The following is a 25,402-nucleotide window of genomic DNA, read 5'->3' on the forward strand; positions in this document are numbered from 1 at the left end:
GTGGAATGCGACGGCTCGGAGAGCTCGAAGCCGAAATCATGGACTGTCTGTGGAAGTGGGACAGGCCGGCGACGGTCCGTGAGGTCGTCGACGACATCAACCTCCGCCGCCCGGCCGCCTACACGACGGTCATGACCGTGGCCACCATCCTCTACGACAAGGGCTGGCTGACCCGCCGGAAGCAGGGGCAGGCGTGGCTCTACACGCCGGTCCGCAGCCGCGAGGCCTACTCCGCCGCCCTGATGGAGGACGCCCTGGGAGCGAGCCGGGACCGGTCGGCCGCGCTCGTGCACTTCGTGGAGCGGATGACGGAGGAGGAAGTCGCCGCGCTCCGCGAGGCGTTGCGCGCGACGGGCCGCGGCGGCGAGCTGTGAACGCCGCACCCTTCTTCCTCGGCTACGCGGCGGCCGTCGGCGTCCTGGCCCCGCGCGTGCTGCTCCGCAGCAGCTGGCCCCAGCGGTCACCGCTGCTGGCGGTCGCCGTGTGGTTCGCGCTGGCGGCCTCCTTCTCCGTCTGCGTCGCCCTGGCCGCCCTGCACCTCACCACCCCGGGCGCACACCTGCACGGAATCCTCTACTCCTGCCGCTCGGCCCTGGGCCTCGGCCCGTCCGGCGGCGGCCTCCTGCCGGGGCTGGGGCTCGCCGCCGTCGCCGTCCTGGTCGCCGCCCACCTCACCGGATTCGCCGTGCACGCCGTGCGCGCGTACGCCGCCCGCGCCCGGCACCGCGAGATCCTGGACAAGGTCGGCCGCCGGTCGGCCTGTTCGCGGGCCACGGTGCTGGAACACGCCGAGCCCGCCGCCTACTGTCTGCCCGGCCGCCGTCCGAGGATCGTCATCAGCAGCGGGGCCGTCGGCCTCCTGTCCGGCAGAGAACTCGACGCCGTCGTCGAACACGAGCGGGCCCACATCCGCGGCCGCCACCACCTCGTCCTCGCGGCCGCCCACGCCTTCACCGGAGTCTTCCCCGGTGTACCGCTCGCCCGCCATCTCCAGGTGCAGATCCCCCTGTTGCTGGAGATGGCCGCCGACGACCGCGCACTGCGCCGCTGCCCGCGCGGCGCGCTCGCCGCCGCCATGTTCACCCTGGCGGCGGGCGAGGCGCCGAACGGAGCCCTGGCGGCGGGCGGCCGGACGGTGCTGGTCCGGCTCCGGCGCGTGCTGGCCCCGGCGCACCGCGCGCATCCCGTCCTGCGCTGCGCGGTCGGCACGGGCGCCCTGCTCACGCCCGTGCTCCCCGTACTGCTGACCTGCCACGCCGGACTCGGGTGACAGCCGTCGTCCGCGGACCGGCCGGGGGCCTCAGATCCGTACGCCCCACATGAACGGCATCCCGCTGCGGGCCATCGACTCGTACCGGACCTGGGCGCCGGGCTTCGGCGCGTGGAGTATCTGGCCGTTCCCGGCGTAGAAGCCCACGTGGCTCAGGTCGGTGCGCATGATGACGAGATCGCCGGGCTTGAGCGCACCGATCGAATTGATCCGGGTGCCGGCGCCTGCCTGTGCCTGCGACGTACGGGGCAGCGAGACGTCGGCCTGCTGGAACGCCCAGGAGGTCAGGCCCGAGCAGTCGAAGGACCCAGGACCGGTGGCGCCCCACACGTACGGCATGCCGACCCTGCTCTTCGCCGCGTCGAACGCCGCGGCCGAACGACCGGACGCGCTGGCCTCGTTGCCCAGCTCGCCCTGCTCACTGGCCAGTTGGGTCCGCTCGCTGGCCCGGTTGGCCCGCTCCTCCTTGGCGACGCGCTCGGCCCGCTCCTCGGCCGTGAGCGTGTTGAGGAGTCGCTGCGCCTGGGCCAGCTTGCCCTGGATCTCCTTCTTCTTGCTCCCCAGCTCCTTGCGCGTCTCCTGGAGGCTGCCGAGCTTCTCCGTGGCCTGAGTACGCTGCTGTTGCAGGGCGCGCTGCTGCGAGAGGAACCGCTGGAGCGTGTCCGACTGCCGTGCGCTGAGGCGGTCGAGGCCCGACGCCTGGTCCAGGTAGGCGTCGGGGTCGGCCGAGAGCAGCAGCTGCACGGAGGGGTCGAGACCGCCGGTGCGGTACTGGGCCGTGGCCGCCGAACCGAGCTGCTGCCGCAGCTCGTTGAGCGCCGCCTGCTTGCGGACGACCTCCTCGTGGAGGCTGTCCGCCTCCTTCTGCAGCTTCCCGGCCGATTCCTTCGCCCCGTTGTACTTCTCGGTGGCCTGGGTGGCCTGCTCGTACAGCCGGTCGATCTGCGCCTGGACACCCTTCTTGTTCGGGTCCGGCAGCGGATCGGCCGAGGCCGACTGCGCCGACAGCACGACCGTCACCGCCGCGGTCGCGGTGAGCACGGAGGTGTATCCGTGACTGGGCTGCTTGGGACGACGGTGGGACGCCACTGAGGCGGGCTCCTTCTTCCTCGGCCGCTGTCCGACGGTCCACGGACCGTCAAGTACCGCTGCGGGAAAGCGGCTTCAGCGACACCTCCACCGGTGCCCCGGGCGGGCGACCGGCCGTTCGGAGGCCGAGCCACGCATACTAATCAACTTAGTGGTCCACATCCAAGCGCGGCCCACGGAGCGCCCCTCTCCACCCGATCATGCTGTGACCTGCTCAGTCGCCGAGGATCCGCTCCCACAGCAGCCCGTCCCGCCAGCTCCCGTCGAGAAAGATCGCCGAGTGCGCGACGCCGTACGGGGTGAACCCGTTGCGGCGCAGCACCCGTTGCGAGGGCAGGTTCTCCAGGTTGGTCGACGCCTCGGCGCGGTGCAGGCAGAGTTCGTCCGTCATCACCCGGAGCACGAGAGCGACGGCTCTCCCCGCGTGCCCCTGGTTCTGGGCGACGGAGGCGATCCAGTAGCCGACGGAGCCGCGCCGCAGATGCGGCTGCGGCAGGATGCCTCCCACGGTGACCTGCCCGACCACCTGGTCGTCGGCGAGCACCACGCCCGGCCAGACCGTGCCGGCCCGGTGTCCGGCCAACAGGCCCTCGATCCTTTCCGCCTGGCCCTCCGGGGTGAAGTAGTCGGCCGGCTGGGCCGGTTCCCACGGCCGGAACGCCTCGACGTCCCGCACCCGGTGTGCGGCGATCGGGACGGCGTCGGCGGGCTCTATCAGGCGGATTCTCGTACGGCTGGGCATGGGGCCGGTCCTCGTCGCGGTGCGTCGGATGGGACCGCCAATCTATGCGAGGGCCCCGGGCCGCCGGGTGGTCAGGGGTCGCCGGGTGGTCAGGGGTCGCCCCTGATCAGGGGACCTCCACCCAGTCGAGGGTGCGTTCCACCGCCCTCTTCCAGCCCGCGTAGCCCTCCGCACGCTGCTCCTTCGACCACTCGGGCGACCAGCGCTTCGACTCGTGCCACTGGGTGCGCAGCTCGTCGGTGTCCTGCCAGAAGCCGGTGGCGAGCCCCGCCGCGTAGGCGGCGCCGAGAGCGGTCGTCTCGGCGACGACGGGACGGCTGACCGGGACGCCGAGGACGTCGGACTGGATCTGCATGCAGAGGTCGTTGGCGGTGACCCCGCCGTCGACCTTGAGCACGTCGAGATGGACCCCGGAGTCCTGCTCCATGGCCTCGACCACATCGCGGCTCTGGTAGCAGATCGCTTCCAGGGTGGCCCGCGCCAGGTGGGCGCCGTCGTTGTACCGGGCCAGGCCGACGATCGCGCCGCGGGCGTCGGACCGCCAGTACGGCGCGAACAGGCCGGAGAACGCGGGCACGAAGTACATGCCGCCGTTGTCCTCGACGCTCCGGGCCAGCTCCTCGCTCTCGGGCGCCGACTTGATGATCTTCATCTGGTCGCGCAGCCACTGCACCGCCGACCCGGTGACGGCGATGGATCCCTCCAGCGCGTAGACCACCGGACTGTCGCCGAACTGGTAGGCCACCGTGGTGAGGAGCCCGTGTTCCGAGCGGACCAGCTCGGTGCCGGTGTTGAGCACCAGGAAGTTGCCGGTCCCGTAGGTGTTCTTGGCCTCGCCGGGCGCGAAGCAGACCTGACCGACGGTGGCCGCCTGCTGGTCGCCGAGGACGCCTGCGATGGGAATGGCGGCGCTCAGCGGCCGGGAGGTACGGGTGGAGCCGTAGGCCTCGGGGTGCGACGAGGGGTTGATCTTCGGCAGCATCGCCCGGGGGATGTCGAAGAAGCCCAGGAGTTCCTCGTCCCAGTCGAGGGTCTCCAGGTCCATCAGCATGGTGCGGCTCGCGTTGGTCACGTCGGTGGCGTGGATACCGCCGTTCGGGCCGCCGGTCAGGTTCCACAGGACCCAGGCGTCCGTGTTGCCGAAGATCGCGTGACCGGCCTCGGCCGCTTCCCGCACACCGTCGACGTTCTCCAGGATCCACTGGATCTTGCCGCCGGAGAAGTACGTCGCCGGCGGCAGCCCGGCCTTGCGGCGGATGGTCTCGCCCCGCCCCGAGCGTTCGAGCTTCGCCGCGATGACGTCGGTGCGGGTGTCCTGCCACACGATGGCGTTGTAGTAGGGCCGCCCGTTGCGCGGGTCCCAGACCACCGTGGTCTCGCGCTGGTTGGTGATCCCGATGGCCACCAGGTCGGTCGGTGACAGGCCGCCGTGCCGCAGGGCGTTCTGCATCACCGAGTTGGTGCGCTCCCAGATCTCCACGGGGTCGTGCTCCACCCAGCCGGAGCGGGGCAGGATCTGCTCGTGCTCCAGCTGGTGCTTGGCGACCTCGTTGCCGCCGTGATCGAAGATCATGAACCGGGTGCTGGTGGTCCCCTGGTCCACCGCGCCGATGAAGTCCGCCATGATGTGTCGCCTCTCCGGCCGGTGTCGTCAGTCCCTGGAGGATGCCGGGACGCGTCCCGGCGGTTCGGGTGCGGCGGACGGCAGGAAGCGTCCGATGAAGGCCTTGTAGAGACCGGCGCCGAGCAGGCCGCCGACCAGCGGGCCGATGATGGGCACCCAGAAGTAGAGATTCCCGTACTGGTCCCGCCACGCACCGCCGTAACCGGTGAGGAAGCTCGCCAGCCGGGGGCCGAAGTCACGGGCCGGGTTGATCGCGTAACCCGCGTTGGTGCCCCAGGCCATGCCGATCGCGACCACGACCAGGCCGATGATGAACGGGCCCATGTTCGAGCCGGGCGGAGTGTTCAGCAGGTCCGTGATGGCCATGATCAGGAGCAGCAGGATGGCGGTGCCGATGACCTGGTCACGGAACGCGCCCCACTCGTGGACCGGCAGAGCCGGGTTGCCGTTGGCCGGCAGGGTGGAGAACACCGACTGCGTCTTGATGGTGTGCCCGGGGTCGGCCTTCGCCAGCGCCTCGCTGTAGTTCCACCGGACGAGGAGTGCGGCCACGAACGCGCCGGCCGTCTGCGCCAGCGCGTACGGAGCCACCTTGCTCCACGGGAACCCCTTGAACGCTGCCAGTGAGAGCGTCACCGCGGGATTGAGATGGGCCCCGCTCAGCCGCGCCGCCACATAGACGCCGAGCGTCACGCCCAGCCCCCACGCCCAGGCGATGCTGTCGTGGTCACCGAGCCCGCCGGCCGGATCCGTCAGGGCTCCGCCCGCCGCCACCTGGGCGACGACACCGCACCCGAAGAGGATGAGGATCATCGTGCCCGCGAACTCGGCGGACAACTCGCCGAGCAATCCGTGCTTCTTACGTGGTTCAGCCATGGAAGCTCGCCCTCCGCCGACGGTGCCGGCTGTCGACTTTCCGAGCAGTGTCAGCAGGCTAAGGCGATTTGCAAGATCGGGCATTTCGGGATGTTCGGGGCGTCGAGGCGGGGTGACTCTGCGCGCAGGGACGCATCACTCGCAACCGAGTCTTTCGAATGATGACTAAAAGTGTCGCCTCGGGTCTTCCGGTTTCGTTCGGAGGCGTGTCAGCATGCAGGCAATCCGACCGCCGCGGGCACCGCATCGAGCGATGCCGTACGGCCGCTTCGACGTGATGTCGCTGATGGCCGGTGTCCCGCAGACCTGGAGGAGCTCCATGACCAGGCTTCACAAGGTGTCGAAGGTGTCGATCGCCTTCTGCGCGGGGGCGCTGCTCGTTCCCGTCCTGTTCTCCGATCCGGCGGGAGCCGGGCCGGAGGGGAGCGAAGACGCCGGCCCGCCTCCCTCGCCGTCCGCCGCGGACCGCCTGCGGGTGGACTACGAGAGCGGAACGCCGGATTCCGCAGTGGAGGGCCTGACCACCACGAAGGCGGCGGCGCCGGACGCCTCCGGCGTCGTGCGGCCGGCGCACGAGGGCACGTACGCGGTTCAGCACAAGGTGACGCTCGGCGATCCGGCCTACGAGTCCAACGGCGCGCCGCGCAGCGAGAGCGCGACGGACCTGCTCCCGTCCGGACGCTTCGTCGTGGGGGACCAGCAGCGCTACGAGTTCAGCGTGCTGCTCAAGGACTGGAAGACCTACACGCCGGGAGCGGGCGAGTCGGGCGACATCGTCTTCCAGGGCAAGTACGCGGGCGACAACGTCCCGGCGTTCTACCTCATGGCGAAGCGCGACGGGATCGCGTTCCGGTCGCCGCACCTGAACCGGCAGTCGACGGTCGTGGAGGACCTCGGCCCGCAGGTGAACCGGTGGATGCGGTTCCGTGTGGACGCGCGCTGGACCACCGACGGGACCGGCTACTTCCGGGTCGCCGTGCGGCTCTCCGGCGAGGACGTCTACCGGCCGGTCGTCGCGTACGAGAACGTGCGCACCTATCAGCCGGAGAATCCGGCCGACCACGGCTACCTCAAGTGGGGCCTCTACCGCCCCTCGCAGTCGATCGGGAACGGTGACGTGCCCACCCGGATCGTCCAGCACGACGACCTACGCGTCACCGACCTGCCCTGACCCGGACCCGGGCCCTGACCCGGCCCCCGCGCACTCGATACATCCATCCCCGCACCCCACGCCCCCCCATGGAGTACAGATGACCCGCTTCTCTTCCCCGAGCAGGCGCCGCCTGCTCCAGGCCGGTGGCGCGTTCGGGCTGGCGACGGCCGCCGGAACCCTCCTCGCCCCCCGGGCCGGCGCCGCCGGGGCCGCGAGGGCCACGACGAAGGTGACCGGTCTGGGGCCGGGCCTGGTCCAGTTCTCGCTGATGAGCGGTCTGCTGGTCGGCGACACCGTGTACATCGGGTCGCGCAACATGCGGCCGGCCAGTGTGATCGGGTTCCATCTGCCGAGCCGCAAGGTGGTGTCCCGCACCGTCCTCGACGCGGGGCCCGAGCCGTCCGTCCAGGCGCTCGCGGCCGACCCCGCCGGCCGCTACCTCTACATCGGCGTCCTGGTCAAGGCCGACCAGGGCGGGCCGAACCTCTTCCGGTGGGACCTGAGGACGCCCGAAACCCCCGCCCTGGCCGTCGGCAGGACCGAGGACCGCGACATCCGGGATCTCGCGGTGGCCCCCGACGGCACCGTCTACGCCGTGGGCGGTGTCCCGGGGAAGGCGCCCTCCCTGTGGGAGTACGACCCGTCCACCGGCACCGTCACCGACCGGGGCGTACCGGACCCGAAGGCGACCCTGGCCAGGGCGGTCGCCGCCTCGGACACCACCGTCTTCTTCGGGGCGGGCAGCGTCCTCGCCGGCGGCGGTGGCGCGAGCAAGGCCTCCCTGTACGCCTTCGACCGGACGACGCACGCCTTCACCCCGATCGTGCCCAAGGAGATGGAGAAGGACCCCAGCCTGCGGGAACTCGCCGTCATGGACGGCCATTTGGTCGTCGGCACCTCGGGCGGGGCCGACCCCGCGAAGTTCGCCGTGATGGATCTGGACGACCTGTCCTCGTACACCGTCGTGCCCACACGGGGCACGGTGGTCAAGACGCTCGCCGCTGACGCGGACCGTATCTACTTCGCCTCCGAATCGGGTCTCCACGCCTACGCGAAGGCGGACCGGACGCTTTCGCCCGTGGAGTTCGACGGGCCGGACCTGGGCGAGATCTGGGGCGTGGACCACGTCGACGGGAAACTGGTGGTCGTCTCGGCGTACGGATTCGTCGCCGAGATCGACGTGGCGGCACGCACGTCGGTCGTCACCGATCTGCACGAGGCGGGCGCGGAGGCAGGACCGCAGGCGGGCATGGGGATAGCCGCCGGGCACGGATACGTCTACCTCGGCGGCAACGGTGCCATCTCCCGGCGCGACCTGAGGACCGGAGAGGTCGTCAACCTGCGGGCGCCCGGCGAGGCGAAGGACGCCGAGGTGATCGGCGGCGTCCTGTACACCGGCCAGTACAACGCGCAGGGCATCTGGTGCTACGACCCCGCCCGGCGGCGAGACCCGCAGCAGGCCGCGAGTTTCCCCAGCGGGCAGAACCGTCCGCTGGACACCTCGTGGGACCCGGAGAACAGGCTGCTCCTCGTCGGGGTCCAGTCCGACACCGAGGGCGGAGGCGCCCTGTGGACGTACTGCCCGAGGACGGGCAGGAAGGCCTCCTACGTCAATCCGATCGACGACGTCCAACTCGTCCGGGCCGTGGTCAACCGGGACGGCATCGCCTTCCTGGGCGGTGACAACACCTCCAAGGAGGGCCCGCGCGCCACCGTCGTCGCCCTCGATCCGGTCACGGGCAGGGAGAGGTGGCGCCTCGACACCGAGCAGACGGCGGGTGTGGCGGCCCTGGCGGTACAGGGCCGGAACCTCTACGGCCTCACGACGAAGGGCGCCCTGTTCGTCGTCGACGTGCGGACCAGGAAGGTGGTGCACACCGCTGACGTCGGCGCTGTGAGCAAGGGGTTCGCCGCCATGGTCACCCATCGCGGCGCGGTCTACGGCGTCTCGGACACCACGCTCTTCCGCTTCCACCCGAAGACGTTCGCCGTCAGCACGGTCGTCGCCGGGATCAACGGCGCCTGGTACAGCGGCCCGCACGTCAACGTGTACGACGGCCTGCTCTACACGCTCCGCGGGCACGACCTCGTCGCGGTCGACGACAGGCCCTCGCACTGAACCGGCCGCCGTTCGGGTGATCCGGCGTTCCCGGCCGATGGTGACCTTTGATTGATATCTTTCGGTTATCGAGTGAAGGGCTGTGACTCACTCGCTACCGAGAGGGGACTGAAGGTGTTGGCTGACGAGCGGCGGGAAGCGATTCTGCGCGCTGTGGAGCGCCAGGGGTCGATCACCGTGAAGGTACTGGCCGAGGAGATGGGCGTTTCCGCCGTCACCCTGCGCCAGGACGTACGGGAGTTGGCCGGCCGGGGGCTGCTGACGCGGGTGCACGGCGGCGCCAGGGCCCTGGCAGCGGCGGGCCCCGCGCCGGCCGAGACGCCCGTCGCCGCCGCGCCGTCCGCGACGGAGCGGTACGCCGTCGGGCTGGTGGTGCCCCCGGGCGGCTACTACTACGCGGAGGTCATCCGCGGAGTCCAGGACGCGGCCCGCTCGCTCGGCGTGCGGGTCGTGCTGGCCGTCTCCGGGGAGTCCCTGTCGGAGAACCAGGAACAGGTCCGCCAGCTCGTGGCCGGAGGCATCGACGGCCTGCTGCTGATGCTGCACCCGGGACTGCGTCCGGTGGACGAGGCCGAGCGGTGGCTGAGCGGCCTGGAGGTGCCGGCCGTCCTGGTGGAGCGCAGGGCGGGGATCAAGGCGGGCAGGCTGGAGCAGGTCGCGTCGGACCACGCCTACGGTGCGGCGCTCGCGGTACGCCACCTCGCCGGGCTCGGGCACGACCGGGTGGCCCTGGTCGCCCGGGTCGAGAGCCCCAACACCGCGCACCTCAGCGCTGGTTACGCCGAAGCCGTGGCGTCCATGGGCCTGCGGCCGGGGCCGGAGTACCGCATCGTCACCGGTGGCGACGCGGCCCCGGCCGACGGGCGGTTCGACGAGGTGATCCGGGCCGTGGAGGCCGGCGAGATCCGGGCGGCGCTGGTGCACAACGACATCGACGCCATCGCGCTCGTCGGTATCCTGCGCGCGCGGGGCCTGCGGGTGCCGGACGATCTGGCCCTGGTCACCTACGACGACGAGGTCGCCGAGCTGAGCGAGACGCCCCTCACCGCGGTGGCTCCTCCCAAGCAGGCCGTGGGGGCGTGGGCCCTCGACCTGGCGGTACGCCGGCTGTCCCACCCCGCCACGCCCCAGGCGGAGATCCTGCTCCGCCCCGAACTGAGGGTACGGGCGTCCTGCGGTGCCCAACGGCGGGCGAACGCCTGAGAAAGTGATGCATTCGCTTTCGTTTCCCAAAAAACGAAAGCGAATGCATTGACGCGATGTCGTACGTAACGAATGATTGCTGTGACACCCAAGCAAACGATCGGTGGCACATCATGTTTCGTAGACGGCTGACAGCGCTGGTCTGCTCCGCCGCGGCCCTCGGCCTGCTCGCCACGGGGTGTGGCGACTCGGACGGCGGGAAGCCCGCGGCGGAGGAGGGCACGGGAAAGGTCACCTTCTGGTCCTTCGTCAAGGGCTCCGACAAGGTGGCGGAGGCCTTCAACCGGTCCCACCCGGACATCGAGGTGACCTTCGAGGCGGTGCCCTCGGGCCAGGAGTACTACTCCAAGCTCACGAACGCCGTGAAGGCCGGCACCGTCCCCGATGTCGCGGTGGCCGAGTTCGCCCAACTGCCCGAATTCGCCACGCAGGGCAAGCTGGAGGGCCTCGACGACCGGCTCGGCCCGCTGGTCGAGGACCATTTCCCCGAAGCGGCAAGGGAGTTGGTCCAGCTGGGAGGCGAGACCTGGGGCGTTCCCCGGGACGCCGCCCCGCTGATGATGTTCTACCGGAACGACTTCTTCACCTCCCACGGGATCGACGTCCCCACCACCTGGGCCGAGTACCGGACCATGACCGGGCAGGTGAGGAAGGCGGACCCGAAGGCCCGCGGCGGCGTCCTGTACACCGACAACCCCGGCCTGCTGACCGCCCTCGCCCAGCAGGCCGGATCGCAGTGGTTCGACACGGAGAAGGACGCCTGGAAGGTGTCGCTGACCGACGCGCCCTCCCGGAAGGTCGCCGACTACTGGGGCGACCTCGCCGCCCAGGACCTCGTCCACTCCCTCAGCTCGCTCGACCCGTTCTGGACGAGCGTCCAGCAGAACCGGACCGTCGCCTACGTCTGCGCGAGCTGGTGCGCCGGAGCCCAACAGGCCACCGTCGCCGACCAGAAGGGCAAGTGGTCCGTCGCCCCGGTCCCCACCTGGGACGGCAAGCCGGCTTCCGCCATGTACGGCGGTTCCTCCTTCGTCATCCCGAGGGGCGCCAAGAACAGCGCGGCCGCCGCCGAGTTCATCAAGTGGATCACGACCGACCCCGAGGGCATGAAGGCGTGGGTCTCCACCGGCACCAGCAGCATGTTCCCCGCCGACCCCCGGCTCGTGCCGGTGACCAAGTCCGCCTTCCCCACCGACTACTTCGGCGGCCAGGACATCTACGCCGTGGGCAGCGAGTCCTACAAGGCCATCGTGCCGGGCTGGACGTGGGGCCCCGTCATGGGAACCACCAACACCGCCGTCGTCGACCGGCTTCCCAAGGTCGCCGGCGGCGGGACGAAGCTCCTCGACGTCCTCGCCGACGCCCAGCGGGCCACCGTCGAGGACATGGAACGTCGCGGGATGAAGGTCGCCCAGTAGGGGCGTTCCGGACGGCGAACCGCAGGTGGGCCGATGCCCGCCCACCCGACGAGGCCGGCATCGGCCCCCCGCACCTTCCCGCTCCCCTTGAGAAAGGCCCGGTATGACAGCCCCGTCAGCCCGCGCCCAGCGCCGTACCGCCGCGCTGCTTCTGGCACCGTTCTTCGTTCTCTTCACCGCCGTCACCATTGCCCCGCTGGTCTACGCCGGCTGGATGAGCCTGTTCACCACCCGCACCTCCGGCCTCGGCTTCGGCGGCGCGGAAGAGCTCTTCGCCGGAGTGGACAACTACGTCCAGGCGCTGTCCGACCCCGCGTTCCGCGACGGATTCGTCACGATCGCCGCGTACGTCGCCCTCTACATCCCGGTGATGATCGGCGGCGCACTCGTGCTCGCCCTGCTGCTGGACACGGCACTGGCCAAGGCGCGGGCCTTCTTCCAGCTGGCCCTGTTCCTCCCGCACGCGGTGCCCGGTCTCATCGCGGCGCTCATCTGGGTCTACCTGTACACGCCGGGCCTGAGCCCGGTGACCGACTTCCTCGCCTCCGGAGGCCTCGACATCGACTTCCTGTCGGCGGACAACGCGGTGTTCTCCGCGGCGAACATCGCCGTCTGGGAGTGGATCGGCTACAACATGGTCATCTTCTACGCCGCGCTCCAGGCGGTGCCGGGGGAGACCCTCGACGCGGCGAAGATCGACGGCGCGGGCGGCATCCGCACCGCCCTCTCGATCAAGGTGCCGATGATCCGCCCGGCCATCGCGCTGGCCGTGCTGTTCACCGTCATCGGATCGGTCCAGCTCTTCACGGAGCCGAAGGTCATCTACAGCGCCTCCAGCGCGATCGGCAGCAGCTGGACGCCCAACATGTTCGTCCAGACCGCCGCCTTCACCCACAACAACTTCGGTCTGGCAGCGGCCGCCTCGCTGCTCATCGCGCTGTTCGCCGCGGTGCTGTCCTTCCTCGTGACCCGTTTCTCGCGCAGCAGGAGCAAGCCGTGACCCAGCCCACGACACGCACCGCCCCGGCCCCGCGCGGACCGGGCAGGCGCCCCTCGGTCCTGCTGTCCAAGGCCGGCGTGACCGCGATGCTGGGGCTCGCCGCCCTCTACACCCTCCTGCCGATGCTCTGGCTGGTCCTGTCGTCCACCAAGAGCCGCCAGGATCTCTTCGCCACGAACGGCTTCGCACCGGGCGACGACTTCGCGCTCCTCGACAACCTCCGGTACCTGTTCGAAGCCGACGACGGCATCTTCCTGCGCTGGCTGCTCAACACGGTCCTGTACGCCGGCGTCGGCGCGCTGCTGGCCACGGTGTTCAGCGTGGCCGCCGGGTACGCCTTCGACAAACTGGACTTCCCCGGCAAGGAGAGGGTCTTCTCCCTCGTCCTGCTCGGCGTGATGGTGCCCGGAACGGCGATGGCGATCCCGCTGTACCTGATCGCCGCCGAGGTCGGCCTCGTGAACAGCTTCTGGGGCGTGTTCATCCCCGGTCTCGTGTTCCCGTTCGGGGTCTATCTGGCCCGGGTCTTCAGCGCGTCCTACGTCCCCGGCGAGGTCCTCGAAGCGGCCCGGGTGGACGGGGCCGGTGAGTTCAGGACCTTCTGCCGGATCGCCCTGCCGATGGTCGCGCCCGGCTTCGTGACCATCTTCCTCTTCCAGTTCACCCAGATCTGGAACAGCTTCTTCCTGCCGCTGGTGATGCTGTCCGACGAGGAGCTCTTCCCGGTCAACCTCGGCCTGTACGTGTGGTATTCGTCCGCGCTCTCCCAGGGCCACCCGCAGGACTACCTCCTGGCGATCGTCGGATCGCTGGTGTCCGTGGTCCCTCTGGTCGTCCTCTTCCTGATGCTCCAGCGGTTCTGGAAGTCCGGCATGACCGCCGGCGCCGTCAAGTAGGCCACCGTCCCGAGGATCCCCATGCCACCCACTCCGCCCCGCCCGCGCGCCCTGTTCGCCATGGGCCGCCGGCACCGCGACGCCCTCTTCACCCCGGCCGCGATCGACCGGCTGACCCGCCATGTCGACATCGACCCGCACCTCGTCGCCGAGACCTTCGACGAGGTGCCGGACCCGACGGCCGTCGAACTCCTGATCACGTCCTGGGGATGCTTCCCGCTCGCCGCCGCCGCCCTCGCCCGCATGCCCGCGCTGAAGGCGGTCGTTCACGCGGCTGGCAGCGTCAAACACCATGTGACGGGCGCCTGTTGGGACCGAGGCATCCGCGTCTCCACCGCGGCCGCCGCCAACGCCGTCCCCGTCGCCGAGTACACGCTCGCCGCCATCCTCTTCGCGAACAAGCGCGTACGGGAGATCGGCGGGCTCTACCGCGAACACCGCGAGGTCCTGGACTGGGCCGCGTACTACCCCGGCTTCGGCAACTACCGCAGGACGGTCGGCCTGGTGGGCGCGTCCCTGGTGGGCCGCAGGGTGCTGGAGCTGCTCCGCCCCCATGACTTCGACGTCCTGCTGGCCGACCCCCACCTCGACCCCGCCGAGGCCCGGTCGCTCGGCGCCCGGCTCGTCGGACTCGACGAGATGCTCCCCGTCTGCGACGTCGTCTCGCTCCACGCGCCCGCCCTGCCCGAGACCCACCACCTCCTCGACGCCCGGCGACTGTCGCTCCTGCGCGACGGCACCACCCTCGTCAACACCGGCCGCGGCTCGCTCGTCGACACCGAGGCCCTCACCGCCGAGGCGTCGTCGGGACGCGTCCACGCGGTCCTGGACGTCACCGAACCCGAGGTGCTGCCCGCCACGTCGCCCCTGTACGTGCTGCCGAACGTCCTTTTGACCCCGCACATCGCCGGCTCCCTCGGCGGCGAACTCCAGCGGATCACCCGCAGCGCCCTGGACGAGGTCGAACGCTACTGCGCGGGAGAGGAGTTCGCCCACGGGGTGACCCGCGCGGCCCTGACCACCTCGGCCTGATCCCCCGGAGAAGCGGAGCAACCGCATGCCCCTGACCGGCCACCTGGCGGACGTCCTCGTCTACACCCGTACGACGGCCTACCGGCACGCATCGATCCCCGCCGCGCGCACCGCTCTGCGCGAACTGGGCGAGGAGGAGGGCTTCACGGTGGAGGCGACCGAGGACCCCGCGGTCTTCACCGACGCCTCCCTGGCGGGGCGTGGCGCGGTGGTCTTCCTGTCCACCAGCGGCGACGTCCTCACCGAGGAGGGACGGGCCGCGCTCCAGCGGTGGGTCTCGGGCGGCGGCGGCTTCGTGGGCGTCCACTCCGCCGCGTGCACCGAGTACGCCTGGCCGTACTACGGCGAACTGCTCGGTGCGCGCTTCGGGGGCCATCCCGCCTTCCAGCCCGGCACCGTGCTGGTGGAGGACCGGAGCCATCCGGCGACGGCCCACCTGCCGGCGCGGTGGGAGTGGAGCGACGAGTGGTACGACTTCCGGGCCGGCCCGCGCCGCCCGGGCGTGCGGGTCCTCGCCACCATCGACGAGACCGGCTACGAGGGCGGCGGCATGGGCGCCGACCACCCTCTGGTCTGGTGCGGGGAGTCCGGCGCGGGCCGCTCCTTCTACACAGCGCTGGGCCACGCGGACGAGGCCTACGGCGACCCGGACTTCCGCCGCCACCTGCTGGGCGGCCTGTACTGGGCGGCGGGAGCGACCGCCTGACGCCCGGCACCGACCGCCCAGGGTGGCTGGGCCTTGGTGCCTACCGGGCCAGGGAGAGCCCCGCCAGCTCCAGGCAGGCCGCGATCGACGCCGTCTCCGCCTCGTCCAGGCGGCGCATCGGCGCGCTCATCACGTTGGTGTCGATGACGCCGCGCAGCATCAGGGCCGTCTTGAACGCCCCCAGGCCCGCGGCCGTCGCCGAAGCCGTGCCGGGGCGGGCCGCGCGGACGATGTCGAACAGGCCGACGAGCCGGTCCTGTTCGGCCCTGGCGGTGTCCCAGTCGCCCTTCACCGCCGCCTCGTGCAGCCGCACATAGCCGTGCGGGTCCACATTGCCCAGGCCGGGCACGGAACCGTCGGCGCCGCTCAGCATCATCGCGTCGACCACCAGCTCGTGGCCCGTGAGCACCGAGAACCCGGGGAGGTCACGGGCCCCGATGACGAGGCGCCGGAACGAACCGTCGTCCCCGCTGGAGTCCTTCACCCCGGCGAGCACCCCGTCCGCCGCGAGCGGCAGCAGGAGTTCCGGGTCCAGCTTGCTGTGCACGCAGACCGGCACGTCGTACGCCAGGAGGGGCAGGTCCACGGCCGCCGCGAGCTCCCGGAAGTGGCGGTCGATCTCGGTGACATGGGTGCGCGTGTAGAAGGGAGCGGTGGCCACGACCGCGTCGGCGCCCAGGGCGGCCGCGGCACGGGCCCGCTCGGCGGCCCGGTCGGTGGTGGTCTCGATGGCTCCGACGAGGACCGGGACCTGGCCGGCCGCCGTCGCGGTGATCACCTCGATGACCTCGTCCTGCCGGCCGGGCGTCAGGTAGGCCGTCTCGCCCGAACTGCCCAGGGCGAAAAGGCCGTTGACCCCGCCGTCCAGGAGATGGCCGACGACCCGTTCCAGGGAGGCGCGGTCGAGCTCGCCGTCGGCGGTGAGCGGGGTCACGACGGGCGGGATCACTCCGGAGTACACGGGGGAGGGGGCGGTCATGCGGTGCTCCTTGAGGGCGGTACGGAGGTCCGGGGCCCCGAGGGGGACACGGAGTTCTGGGGGTGGACGCAGTGCCAGCGGTGTTCGGCGGGGCCGAACGTGGCCACCGGGAAGACCTCGGCGCACGCGTCGTCGGCCTTCCAGCAGCGGGTACGGAACGGGCAGCCGGTCGGCGGATGGGTGGCGGAGGGCACCGGGCCCGTGAGCACGATGCGTTCCGTCGCCTCCAGCAGACTGGGCGTGGCGGAGAGCAGCGCCTCGGTGTACGGGTGCCCGGGGGAGCCCGCCACGTCGGCGGCCCGGCCCTCCTCGACGATGCGGCCGAGGTACAGGACGGCGATGCGGTCGGCGAGGTAGCGCACGGTCTGGATGTCGTGGCTGATGAACACCATGCCCAGGCCGAGGCGTTCGCGCAGGTCGACCAGGAGGTTGAGCACCTGGGCGCGTACGGAGACGTCGAGCGCGGAGGTCGGTTCGTCGGCGACGATCAGCTCCGGTTCGAGGGCCAGGGCGCGGGCGATGGCGACGCGCTGGCGCTGGCCCCCGGAGAGCTGTCCGGGCAGGGCGGCGAGGGTGTGGCCGGGCAGCCCGACCAGGTCGAGCAGCTCCTCGACCCGGGCCTCGCGCGCCTCCCGCGTACCGCGCCGGTGCACGTCCAGCGGATCGCGGAGGATCTGCCGGACCGTGAGGCGGGGGTTGAGCGCTGTCGCGGGGTCCTGGAAGACGACGCCGACGGCCGAACCGAAGTCGCCGCGCCGCTCGGCGCCCGACATCTTCCACAGGTCGCGCCCGTGGAAGAGGACCTCGCCCTCGGTGGGCCTCTGCAGTCCGGTCAGCACGCGGGCGAGCGTGGACTTGCCGCAGCCGGACTCCCCGACCAGGCCCACGATCTCGCCGCGCTCGACCTTCAGCGTGGCGTCGGTGAGCGCGTGCACGGCATCGCGGGAGAAGATCCCGCCGCTGCGTGCCTTGTGGCGTACGTGGACGCCGTCGAGCCTGATCACAGGGCGCTCCCTTCCAGTTCCTCGGCGGTCGTCCTGGCCGGGTGGTGGCAGGCGAAGCCGTGGTCGTCCGTAGTGCCGCGCGGGGTGAGCGCGGGTGTCGTGGTGCGGCAGAGGCCGGTGGCGGCTCCGCAGCGTCCGGCGAAGCGGCACCCCTCGCCGAAGCCCTGGGGGGCGGGCACGACGCCCCGGATCTGGTGGAGCCGGTCCGCGCCGGCTTCCAGGGAGACGACGGAGCCGAGGAGGCCGCGGCTGTAGTGGTGGGCGGGCCCGGTGAGGACGGACCGGGTGTCGCCGACCTCGGCGAGCCGGCCCGCGTACATCACGGCGACCCGGTGGGAGAGGTCGCCGACCAGGGCGAGGTCGTGGGAGACCAGCACCATGGCGAAGCCGAGCTCGTCGCGGAGCCGGATGAGGAGTTCGACGACCTGGGCCTGGACGGTGACGTCGAGGGCGGTGGTCGGCTCGTCCGCGATCAGCAGGCGCGGGCTGCGGGAGAGGGCCATGGCGATGAGGACCCGCTGGCGCTGTCCGCCGGAGAGTTCGTGCGGGTAGCTGCGCAGGGTGCGTTCGGGGGAGAGGCCGACGAGTTCGAGGAGCTCGGCGGGGGTCTTCGTGGAGCCGCGCGAGGTCAGCTGCTTCAGCTGGGTGCCGACGAGCACGGAGGGGTTGAGGGAGGAGAGCGCGTCCTGGTAGACCATCGCGATCTCGGGGCCCATCAGGGCGCGGCGCTCCTTGGGCGGGAGCTTCAGCAGGTCCCGCCCCCGGTAGAGGATCTCGCCGCTGACCTCGGCGTTGCGGGCGAGGAGACCCATGACGGCGAGGCTGGTGATGGACTTGCCGCAGCCGGATTCGCCGACCAGGCCGAGGGTCTCGCCCTCGTGGACCGTGAAGTTCAGCCGGTCGACGACGGGGGTGTCGCCGTAGCGGTCGGGGAAGCGGATCGCCAGGTCGCGGACGACGAGGAGTTCCCCGGCGTCCGCGCGGACCGGGGTGATGGTGGGCTCGGTGGCGTTGATGTGCCGGGCGAGCCTGTCGAGGGCGGCGTCGATGTCGACGGTGGCGGCGGCCTCGACCGGGTCGGGCGCCGTGGTGCCGGCGGGCGCGGGGGAGGTGCGGGCGCTCCTGGGCGCGGCGGAGGCGTCGGTGAGCCCCTCGGAGAGGATGTTGAGCGCCAGGACGGTGATCAGGAGGGCCAGGCCCGGGAAGAAGGTGGCCCACCAGCCGCCGGCCAGGAGGATCTGCCGACCGTAGGCGAGGACGCTGCCCCAGCTGGGGTCGGGGTCCTGCACGCCGGCCCCGATGAAGGAGAGACTGGCCTCGAAGATGATCGCCTCGGCGACCATGACGGTGGCGAACACCATGACCGGCGCCATGCAGTTGACGGCGACGTGGCGGAGCACGATGTACCCGCGCCGGGCGCCGATGACCTTCTCGGCCGCGACGTAGTCCTCCCCGTACTGCGCGAGCACGCATGCGCGTACGACACGGGCGAGCGAGGGGGTGTAGACGAAGGCGATGGTGAAGATGATCACCGGGACGCTGGTGCCGAAGACGGCGACCAGGACGGCCGCGAGCGCGATCGGAGGGAACGACATCACGACGTCGAGCGTCCGCATGACGGATTCGTCGCCGAGCCTGCGCGAGGTGGCGGCGAGCGAGCCGAGCACGGCCCCGGCGATCAGCGCGACGGCGGTCGCGCCGAGGCCGATGACCAGCGAGTAGCGCGACCCGTGCACCACGCGGGCGAAGACGTCCCGGCCGGCCCGGTCGGTGCCGAACCAGTGGTCGGCGCCCGGGGCCTGGACGGGGGTGCCGGTGGTCAGCGGGTCCTGGGTGAGGAGGGGGGCGAACACGGCGCCGAGGATGACGACGAGCAGGACGCCGAGGGCGACGCGGGAGGTGACCGGCAGGGCGCGGAAGGCGATGCCCGGTCGGGAGAGCTTCTTGGCCAGACGGCCCGTGGCGAACATGTCACACCGTCCTGATGCGCGGATTGACCAGCAGGTAGAGCAGGTCGACGACGACGTTGACCACCAGGAAGGCGATGGCGATGGTCAGCACGGTGCCCTGGACCAGGGCGACGTCGCCGCCGGTGACACCTTCGAGGATGAGTTTGCCCATGCCGGGCAGGTCGAAGATCGCTTCGATGACGACGGCGCCGCTGAGCAGATAGCCGACCTTGACGCCGAGCACGGTGAGCGGGGTGACCAGCGCGTTGCGCAGCACCGAGCGGATCACCAGGAACACCGGCAGGCCGTTGCCCTGGGCGGTGCGTACGTAGTCGCGGTCGAGTTCGGCGACCATCGAGGTGCGTACGAGCCGGGCGAGGGACGCCGCGACCGGCACCGCGAGCGACACGGCGGGCAGGGCCATGGTGGTGAGCCAGCCCGTGAAGGAGTCGGCGGGGTTGGTGTAGCCGCCGGTCGGGAAGATCCGGGTGTTCAGCGCGAACTGCTGGATGAGCAGGACGCCGAGCCAGAAGGACGGGATGGCGACCCCGGCCATGGACAGCACGCGGAAGAGCTGATCGGGCCACCGGTCGCGGTACATCGCGCCCAGGACACCACCGATGACGGCGAGCGTGACCGCGAGGAACAGCCCGAGGAAGGTCAGTTGGAGGGTGAGCGGGAACGCCGCGGTGATCCGGTCGATCACGGGCTGGCTCGGTGGGACGGTCATCCCGAGGTCGAAGCGGAGCAGTTGGCCGAGGAAGTCGAAATAGCGGATCGGCAACGGGTCGTTGAGCCCGTTGGCCTCCGCGAAGGCCTCCCTGGCCTCGGGACTGGCGCTCTCCCCGAGCGCGTTGTAGGCCGGGTCGGCCGGCGAGAACTGCAGCACCACGAAGACCAGCAGTGCGATGCCGAGAATCATCACCGGCATCATCGCGACGCGGCGCAGCGCGAGCCGGAGAAAAGCAACCATCGTCGGGTTCCTTGCGATCGGGCGGAGGGCGGGTCCGGGCCGCCCGGGTCCTGTCGTCCAACTGCGGTTGTTCGACGACAGGACCCGGGAGGTGGCGGCCCGGACCGGGCGGACGTCAGGCGCGGCCGACGCCCACGAAGGACAGGCCCGTGGTGGGCAGCGGCTTGAAGCCGGGCAGGGCCTTCTCGTTCCAGGCCGTGGGCAGCTTGCGGTGCAGGATCGGGTAGAGCGCGGCCTCGTCGGCGACCAGGTCGGTGATCTCGCCCCACAGCTGCTTGCGCGTCGCCTCGTCGGCGGCCTGGGCTGCCTTGTCGAGGAGCTGCTTGACCTTCTTGTACGCGGGGGAGCCGGACCAGCCGTAACGCTTCTCCGGCCAGAAGCCGTAGTAGAACCAGCGCATCAGCAGGTCGACGTCGTTGCCGAAGACCGAGGGGTCGCCCGGGGCCACCATGACCTCGAATTCCCCGCCGTCGACCTTGGCGTACTGGGCGGCGGACTGGGCGATGTTCAACGTGGCCTCGATGCCGGCCGCGGCCCAGCTCTCCTTGAGCAGCGGTGCGATGTCCTTGACCCAGCCGGTGTCCGTGGTCAGCACGGTGAACTCGAGCTTGGCTACGCCCGCGTCGGCCAGCAGCTTCTTCGCCTTCGCCACGTCGTGGGTGTAGGCGGTGGCGGCCCGGTGGTAGTCGGGGTGGGTGGTGGGGACGTAGCCGGTGGCGGCCGTCGCGTTGCCGACCATCGCGGTCTTGATGATCTTCTCGGTGTCCAGCGCGTAGTGCAGGGCCTGGCGCACCCGCTTGTCGGCGAAGCGCTTGTCCGCGGTGTTGAACATCAGGAAGAGAAGGCCGAAGGACTGCACGGACTCGGTCTTCGTGGTGCCGGAGAGCCGCTGGACGTCGATGTACGGGACGTCCTCGATCGCCTGGACGCGGCCGGACTCCATGGCGCTGACGCGGGCCGACTGGTCCGACATCAGGCGCCAGACCATCTTCTGGGCCTTGGCCGGGTGCGGACCGTTGTACTTCGCGTACTTCTCGAAGACGATCTTGTCCTCACGGGTCGCCTCGACGAACCGGTAGGGTCCCGAGCCGACGGGCCTGGCGTCGAAGCCCTTGACGTCCGCCTCGACGATCTTCTTCGGCACGATCCGTGCCACGGCTATCCGGGAGGGGAAGAGCGCGAAGGCGTAACGGAGCTTGAACTCGACCGTCTTCGCGTCGACCGCCGTCACGGTGTCGATGAACGGCACGAACTGCGCCATCAGCGACGCGTTCTTCTCGTCCAGGATGCGTTCGAAACTGAAGACGACGTCCTCGGCGGTGACCGGTGAGCCGTCGTGGAAAGTCGCGCCGTCGCGCAGGGTGGCGCGGTAGGTGGTGGCGTTGATCTTCTTCGGCATCTCGGTGGCAAGCGCGGGGCGGGCCACGAGTGTTGCGGGATCGAGATCTACGAGCCCCTCGAATATGTGCATATTGGCGGCGTACGGGGTGGCGCCCGACGTGATCATCGGGTCGAAGCCGGTCGAGAGGGGATACGACAGGCCCGCCTCGATGGTGCCGTTGCCGTCGCCCTTTCCGGTCGCTCCACCGGCGGTGGAGGAAGGCCCGCCGCAAGCCGAAAGGCCTGCCGTGATGGCGGCTGCCGCGCCGAGGGCGCTGGTGTAACGCAGGAAGGTGCGGCGCTCGACGCCGGCTGGCCTCAGCTCGGGCACGGGTCCTCCAAGGGACGTTGGTGAGGAATGGGTGGAGAACGGATTTTTGAAGGCTATCGGGGGCTGTCGGGGCGCCTGTGCGGCGTGAGCATCAGACGTCAGATGTCTGATGCCTTGATAGCGTGGGAACGTAGCTTGACAATCGAGAGGGGTCAAGAGGTGGGGAGTTCACCTATGTCCGGCGCGAGACCCGGTCGCACCCTGTTGCGGCAGGAGGTCGTCGAGGGCATCAAGCGGTACATCCTCGACGAACGGCTGCGCCCGGGGGACCCGTTGCCGACGGAACCGGCCCTGTGCGAGGCGCTCGGCGCCAGCCGCTCCAGCGTCCGGGAGGCCGTCAAGATCCTCGCCGCCCTCGACATCGTCGAGGTCCGCCACGGCCACGGGACGTACGTCGGCCGACTGAGCCTGTCGGCGCTGGTGGAGAGCCTCACCTTCCGGGGCCTGCTCTCGCCCGACGACGACTTCCAGGTGATGGCCGACCTCGTCGACGTACGCGAGCTCTTCGAGCGGGGCATGGCCGACCGGATCATCTCCTCGCTGGACGCCGAGGAGCTGGACCGGCTGGACAGTCTGGTGGTGACCATGCGCGAGACCGGTGTGGGCGAAGGGCACGGCTTCGTCGCGGCGGACCGGGCCTTTCACGCGCTGCTCGTGGCGCCGCTCGGCAACGACCTGATCGGTCAGCTCTCGATGGCCTTCTGGGACGTCTACACGATCGTCGCGCCGCATCTGCAGGGGTTCACGCACGCCGACGAGGCGGAGACCGTCGCCGCCCACCAGAACATCGTCGACGCGGCCCGCGCCGGCGACGTCGCCGCGTTCCTGAAGGCCCTCGGTGAGCACTACGCCCCGGTCAGGCGCCGCATCGCCGAAGCCAGGGCGGACAGGGAGAGCGAGGGCTGATCGGGGCCGTCGCGCTCCCGTCCGGTCTCCGGGGCGGGAGCGCGGGGCGGCCCGGCTCTTGACGGGCGGCCCCGCGGCTCCCTACGGTCTGGTGTGCCATCAGGACATCTGACGTCTTCTGTCCTGTCGCTTCCCTCGTCCCCTCCAGGAGGGCACCGCCATGCCGTCGGCCGATCTCACGCTCGCGGAATGCCGCGCCTACCGGCCCGAACTGCCGCTTCCCGACGGGTTCGACGCCTTCTGGTCCGACACCCTGGACGAGAAGGGCCCCGACGGCGCACCGGACCGGCAGGCCCGCTTCGACGAGGTCGACAGCGGGCTGGTCCAGGTCCGCTGCTACGACGTGAGCGTCCCCGGCCACGACGGCCGTCCCGTACGGGGGTGGCTGCGGATGCCCGCCGGGGCCACCGGGCCGCTCGGCTGCGTCGTGGAGTTCCTCGGCTACGGGCGCGGCCGGGGCCTGGCCCACGAGCAGCTGACGTGGGCCTGCGCCGGATACGCGCACCTGGTCATGGACACCCGCGGCCAGGGCTGGTCCTCGGCGACCGGCGACACCCCCGACACCGACCCCGGATCCGCCGGAGCCGTGCCGGGCTTCCTGACCCGGGGCGTCGAGAGCCCCGCGACGCACTACTACCGGCGGGTGTTCACCGACGCGGTCCGCTGCGTGCGGGCGATGCGCGAGCACCCCGGGGTCGACCCCGCCCGCATCGTGGTGACCGGGGTCAGCCAGGGCGGCGGCATCGCGCTGGCGGTGGCCGGGCTCGTGCCGGGGCTCGCCGGAGTGATGCCGGACGTGCCGTTCCTGTGCAACATCCCCCGGGCCGCGCGGATCGCCGCGACACCCCCGTACACCGAGATCGCCGCCTACCTCCGGCTCCACCGCGACCGCGTCGAGCCGGTGTTCCGCACCCTGTCGTACTTCGACGGGGCCCACCACGCCACCCGGGCCACCGCCCCCGCGCTGTTCTCCATCGCGATGGCGGACGACATCTGTCCGCCCTCCACCTGCTTCACGGCCTACAACCGGTACGCGGGCCCCAAGTCGGTGCGCGTCTACGAGTTCAACGGGCACGAGGGCGGCACCGAACACCACCGGGCCGATCAACTGGCCTGGGTGCGTTCCCTGTTCGCCGGCCTCCCGGCCGAACGCTCCTGATCGCCGACCGCTCCGTCCGCACCTCTCCCCTCACGAGAAGAGAGATCGTCCATGCAGCGCAGAGTCACCGTCGCCCTGTCGTCCGCCGCCCTCCTGGTGGCCACCACCGCCGGCACCGCCCAGGGCGCACCGGCCGCCGCCCCCGGCGAACTGACCTCCCAGGACATAGCGACCCAGGGCGTCGGATCCCCCCACTACCGCATCCCCGCGCTCACCACCTCCGTCAAGGGCACGGTGATCGCCGCCTACGACACCCGCCCCACGCTCGGCGACCTGCCCGGCAACCTGGGCGTCGTCGTACGGCGCAGCACCGACGGCGGCACCACCTGGGGGAGTCAGCGGGTCGTCCGCAAGGAGGCGGCCCCCAAGGGCTTCGGCGACCCCAGCCTCCTCGTCGACCGCACGACCGGCCGGATCTTCGTCTTCTACGCGGGCTCCGTGAACCAGGGCTTCTTCGGCTCGGCCACCGGCAACGACGAGAGCGACCCGGACGTCCTCCAGGCCGACTACAGCTATTCGGACGACGACGGCGTCACCTGGACCCACCGCCGCATCACGAAGCAGATCAAGAACCCCGCCTGGGCCGGCGTGTTCGCGGCCTCCGGCGAAGGCATCCAGGTGCGCCACGGCGCGTACAAGGGGCGGTTGATCCAGCAGTACGCCATCCGGAACAACGGCGCCAACTACGCCGTGAGCGCCTACAGCGACGACCACGGCGCGACCTGGAAGACGGGCAACCCGGTCGGTCCCGGCGGCGACGAGAACAAGACCGTCGAACTCAGCGACGGCCGGATCATGCTCAACAACCGCTCCGCGCCCTACCGGACCGTCGCGTACTCCAGCGACGGCGGCGTCACCTACACGCCGTTCACCCAGGACACCAACCTGCGCGATCCGGCGAACAACGGCTCGGTCATCCGGTACGCCCCGGACGTCCCCGCCTCCCACCCCCAGGCGTCCTGGCTGCTGTTCAGCAACACCGACAGCACCGCACGGAAGAACCTGACCGTGAAGATGTCCTGCGACAACGGGAAGACCTGGCCGATCCGGAAGGTCGTCGACCCCGACAGCGCCGCCTACTCCACGCTGACCCGGCTGCCGGACGGCCGGCTCGGGCTGCTCTACGAGCGCGACGACTACCGGCACATCACCTACGCCTCCTTCGACCTGAAGTGGCTCGGCGGCACCTGCGCGGACCTCACCATCACGCCGCCGGCCACGCTGAGGGCGGGGACGGCCACCGAGGTGACCGTGCGGGTCGTCAACCGGATGGACGTCACCCGCAACGCGGGCACGCTCGACCTGACCGTGCCCGCCGGCTGGAGCACGAAGCAGGTGGCGTTCCCGGCGCTCCGCCCCGGTGAGGGCGCGAACATCAAGGTTCCGGTCACGGTCCCGGCGGGCGCGTCCGGCGCCGCCGAACTGACCGTGACCTACCGGGCCGACGGCAAGCAGGCGTCCGGAAGCCGTTCGGTGACCGTGACCCCGTAACGGCCCCCGGCCGGGCGCCACTTCGGGCGGGAGCGGAAGCCGTCGCAGTGGGGGCGCGCATCGCCGACGCCGCCGTCGCGCCAACGTCCACGAGACCCGCGC

General features: G+C 71.0%; 22 protein-coding genes. 13 read left to right on the plus strand and 9 right to left on the minus strand.

The features are described 5' to 3' along the window. The first annotated feature begins 5 nt into the window (after nucleotides 1-5). Together ACIRJT_RS19975 and ACIRJT_RS19980 are read left to right on the plus strand one after the other, a co-directional pair. Nucleotides 6-374, plus strand: a complete 369-nt coding sequence (locus ACIRJT_RS19975; RefSeq protein WP_403910928.1) for a BlaI/MecI/CopY family transcriptional regulator — start codon at nucleotides 6-8, stop codon at nucleotides 372-374. Further along, nucleotides 371-1,270: a M56 family metallopeptidase gene (locus tag ACIRJT_RS19980; protein ID WP_403910930.1), complete on the plus strand. Its 900-nt coding sequence runs from the start codon at nucleotides 371-373 to the stop codon at nucleotides 1,268-1,270. The genes ACIRJT_RS19975 and ACIRJT_RS19980 overlap by 4 nt, the downstream gene beginning before the upstream one ends. A 30-nt stretch (nucleotides 1,271-1,300) precedes the next feature. Here the strand turns inward: ACIRJT_RS19980 and ACIRJT_RS19985 are convergent, their stop codons facing one another. The 4 genes from ACIRJT_RS19985 to ACIRJT_RS20000 all read right to left on the minus strand — a co-directional run bounded on the left by ACIRJT_RS19985 (nucleotide 1,301) and on the right by ACIRJT_RS20000 (nucleotide 5,601). Then, a complete protein-coding gene (locus ACIRJT_RS19985; protein ID WP_403910932.1) occupies nucleotides 1,301-2,359 on the minus strand; it encodes an NlpC/P60 family protein in 1,059 nt (352 codons plus the stop codon). A gap of 214 nt (nucleotides 2,360-2,573) precedes the next feature. Then, nucleotides 2,574-3,101 carry a GNAT family N-acetyltransferase gene (locus ACIRJT_RS19990; protein WP_403910936.1) on the minus strand — a complete coding sequence of 176 codons (528 nt, stop codon included), beginning with the start codon at nucleotides 3,099-3,101 and terminating at the stop codon, nucleotides 2,574-2,576. Between the two features lie 106 nt (nucleotides 3,102-3,207). Next, nucleotides 3,208-4,725 carry a glycerol kinase GlpK gene (gene glpK / locus ACIRJT_RS19995; protein ID WP_403910938.1) on the minus strand — a complete coding sequence of 506 codons (1,518 nt, stop codon included), beginning with the start codon at nucleotides 4,723-4,725 and terminating at the stop codon, nucleotides 3,208-3,210. Between the two features lie 27 nt (nucleotides 4,726-4,752). Beyond that, a complete protein-coding gene (locus tag ACIRJT_RS20000; protein WP_403910940.1) occupies nucleotides 4,753-5,601 on the minus strand; it encodes an MIP/aquaporin family protein in 849 nt (282 codons plus the stop codon). 319 nt (nucleotides 5,602-5,920) lie between these two features. Between ACIRJT_RS20000 and ACIRJT_RS20005 the strand changes: the two genes are divergently transcribed. The 8 genes from ACIRJT_RS20005 to ACIRJT_RS20040 all read left to right on the plus strand — a co-directional run bounded on the left by ACIRJT_RS20005 (nucleotide 5,921) and on the right by ACIRJT_RS20040 (nucleotide 15,128). Continuing rightward, nucleotides 5,921-6,772, plus strand: coding sequence for a heparin lyase I family protein (locus ACIRJT_RS20005; RefSeq protein WP_403910942.1), 852 nt, complete (start codon nucleotides 5,921-5,923; stop codon nucleotides 6,770-6,772). 79 nt (nucleotides 6,773-6,851) lie between these two features. Next, nucleotides 6,852-8,873 carry a PQQ-binding-like beta-propeller repeat protein gene (locus ACIRJT_RS20010; RefSeq protein WP_403910943.1) on the plus strand — a complete coding sequence of 674 codons (2,022 nt, stop codon included), beginning with the start codon at nucleotides 6,852-6,854 and terminating at the stop codon, nucleotides 8,871-8,873. Nucleotides 8,874-8,987: 114 nt separating this feature from the next. Continuing rightward, nucleotides 8,988-10,076, plus strand: a complete 1,089-nt coding sequence (locus ACIRJT_RS20015; RefSeq protein ID WP_403910945.1) for a substrate-binding domain-containing protein — start codon at nucleotides 8,988-8,990, stop codon at nucleotides 10,074-10,076. Between the two features lie 113 nt (nucleotides 10,077-10,189). Beyond that, complete coding sequence (locus ACIRJT_RS20020) at nucleotides 10,190-11,494, plus strand: ABC transporter substrate-binding protein (RefSeq protein WP_403910946.1); 1,305 nt, start codon at nucleotides 10,190-10,192, stop codon at nucleotides 11,492-11,494. A 103-nt stretch (nucleotides 11,495-11,597) separates the two neighbouring features. Then, nucleotides 11,598-12,494, plus strand: a complete 897-nt coding sequence (locus tag ACIRJT_RS20025) for a carbohydrate ABC transporter permease (RefSeq protein ID WP_403910948.1) — start codon at nucleotides 11,598-11,600, stop codon at nucleotides 12,492-12,494. Then, entirely contained in the window at nucleotides 12,491-13,390 is a 900-nt protein-coding gene (locus ACIRJT_RS20030) for a carbohydrate ABC transporter permease (protein WP_403910950.1), read from the plus strand. The genes ACIRJT_RS20025 and ACIRJT_RS20030 overlap by 4 nt, the downstream gene beginning before the upstream one ends. Before the next feature lie 21 nt (nucleotides 13,391-13,411). Continuing rightward, on the plus strand, nucleotides 13,412-14,422 hold the full coding sequence (locus tag ACIRJT_RS20035) for a hydroxyacid dehydrogenase (protein ID WP_403910952.1): 1,011 nt from the start codon (nucleotides 13,412-13,414) through the stop codon (nucleotides 14,420-14,422). 25 nt (nucleotides 14,423-14,447) lie between these two features. Then, on the plus strand, nucleotides 14,448-15,128 hold the full coding sequence (locus ACIRJT_RS20040) for a ThuA domain-containing protein (protein ID WP_403910954.1): 681 nt from the start codon (nucleotides 14,448-14,450) through the stop codon (nucleotides 15,126-15,128). Nucleotides 15,129-15,168: 40 nt separating this feature from the next. Here ACIRJT_RS20040 and ACIRJT_RS20045 read toward each other — a convergent pair whose 3' ends face one another. The 5 genes from ACIRJT_RS20045 to ACIRJT_RS20065 form a co-directional block, all read right to left on the minus strand. Beyond that, nucleotides 15,169-16,107, minus strand: a complete 939-nt coding sequence (locus tag ACIRJT_RS20045; RefSeq protein ID WP_398069615.1) for a dihydrodipicolinate synthase family protein — start codon at nucleotides 16,105-16,107, stop codon at nucleotides 15,169-15,171. Next, a complete protein-coding gene (locus ACIRJT_RS20050) occupies nucleotides 16,104-17,111 on the minus strand; it encodes an oligopeptide/dipeptide ABC transporter ATP-binding protein (RefSeq protein ID WP_403910956.1) in 1,008 nt (335 codons plus the stop codon). Before ACIRJT_RS20050 ends, ACIRJT_RS20045 begins: the two co-directional genes overlap by 4 nt. Then, on the minus strand, nucleotides 17,108-19,081 hold the full coding sequence (locus ACIRJT_RS20055; protein WP_403910958.1) for a dipeptide/oligopeptide/nickel ABC transporter permease/ATP-binding protein: 1,974 nt from the start codon (nucleotides 19,079-19,081) through the stop codon (nucleotides 17,108-17,110). Before ACIRJT_RS20055 ends, ACIRJT_RS20050 begins: the two co-directional genes overlap by 4 nt. A gap of 1 nt (nucleotide 19,082) precedes the next feature. After that, nucleotides 19,083-20,033 carry an ABC transporter permease gene (locus tag ACIRJT_RS20060; RefSeq protein WP_403910960.1) on the minus strand — a complete coding sequence of 317 codons (951 nt, stop codon included), beginning with the start codon at nucleotides 20,031-20,033 and terminating at the stop codon, nucleotides 19,083-19,085. 115 nt (nucleotides 20,034-20,148) lie between these two features. Next, nucleotides 20,149-21,744 carry an ABC transporter substrate-binding protein gene (locus tag ACIRJT_RS20065; RefSeq protein WP_403910962.1) on the minus strand — a complete coding sequence of 532 codons (1,596 nt, stop codon included), beginning with the start codon at nucleotides 21,742-21,744 and terminating at the stop codon, nucleotides 20,149-20,151. 174 nt (nucleotides 21,745-21,918) lie between these two features. Between ACIRJT_RS20065 and ACIRJT_RS20070 the strand changes: the two genes are divergently transcribed. The 3 genes from ACIRJT_RS20070 to ACIRJT_RS20080 all read left to right on the plus strand — a co-directional run bounded on the left by ACIRJT_RS20070 (nucleotide 21,919) and on the right by ACIRJT_RS20080 (nucleotide 25,300). Beyond that, nucleotides 21,919-22,650: a FadR/GntR family transcriptional regulator gene (locus ACIRJT_RS20070; protein ID WP_403910964.1), complete on the plus strand. Its 732-nt coding sequence runs from the start codon at nucleotides 21,919-21,921 to the stop codon at nucleotides 22,648-22,650. A 160-nt stretch (nucleotides 22,651-22,810) separates the two neighbouring features. Beyond that, entirely contained in the window at nucleotides 22,811-23,809 is a 999-nt protein-coding gene (locus ACIRJT_RS20075; RefSeq protein ID WP_403910966.1) for an acetylxylan esterase, read from the plus strand. A gap of 51 nt (nucleotides 23,810-23,860) precedes the next feature. Then, nucleotides 23,861-25,300: an exo-alpha-sialidase gene (locus ACIRJT_RS20080; protein ID WP_403910967.1), complete on the plus strand. Its 1,440-nt coding sequence runs from the start codon at nucleotides 23,861-23,863 to the stop codon at nucleotides 25,298-25,300. The last annotated feature ends 102 nt before the right edge of the window (nucleotides 25,301-25,402 follow it).

The organism is Streptomyces sp. NPDC102283, from assembly GCF_044766265.1.
GTDB lineage: Bacteria > Actinomycetota > Actinomycetes > Streptomycetales > Streptomycetaceae > Streptomyces.